Here is a 334-nt window from a genome sequence, read left to right on the forward strand (position 1 = left end):
GCGAACGGCAGCTTCCGCGTGGTTCGCACGCGGGTGGGCTCTCCCTTCGTCATTGCCGGCATGAGCGAGGCACTGGCCGCGGGGCGCGAGAAGGTCATGGGGTTTGAGGCCAATGGCGGCCTGCTGACCGCCTCCACCTTCTCCCTGTCTGACGAATCCATCTGCCCACTGCCGACACGCGACAGCTTTCTTCCCATATTGGCGCCTCTCTGGCTTGCCGCGGAAAAGAAACTGCGCCTTTCGCAACTGGCAGAGGGTTTCCGGATGCCGGTTGCCATGGCGGACCGGCTGGAAAATTTTCCGATCGAGACGAGTTCCGCACTGATGGAATATC

The 334-nt window shown here is 62.0% G+C and carries 1 pseudogene; it reads left to right on the plus strand.

Annotated elements, in window-relative coordinates:
- Window positions 1-334, plus strand: a pseudogene (locus tag JZX87_RS32135) (phosphomannomutase); the annotation flags it as partial.

This window comes from Agrobacterium sp. Ap1, from assembly GCF_017313375.1.
GTDB lineage: Bacteria > Pseudomonadota > Alphaproteobacteria > Rhizobiales > Rhizobiaceae > Neorhizobium > Neorhizobium cellulosilyticum.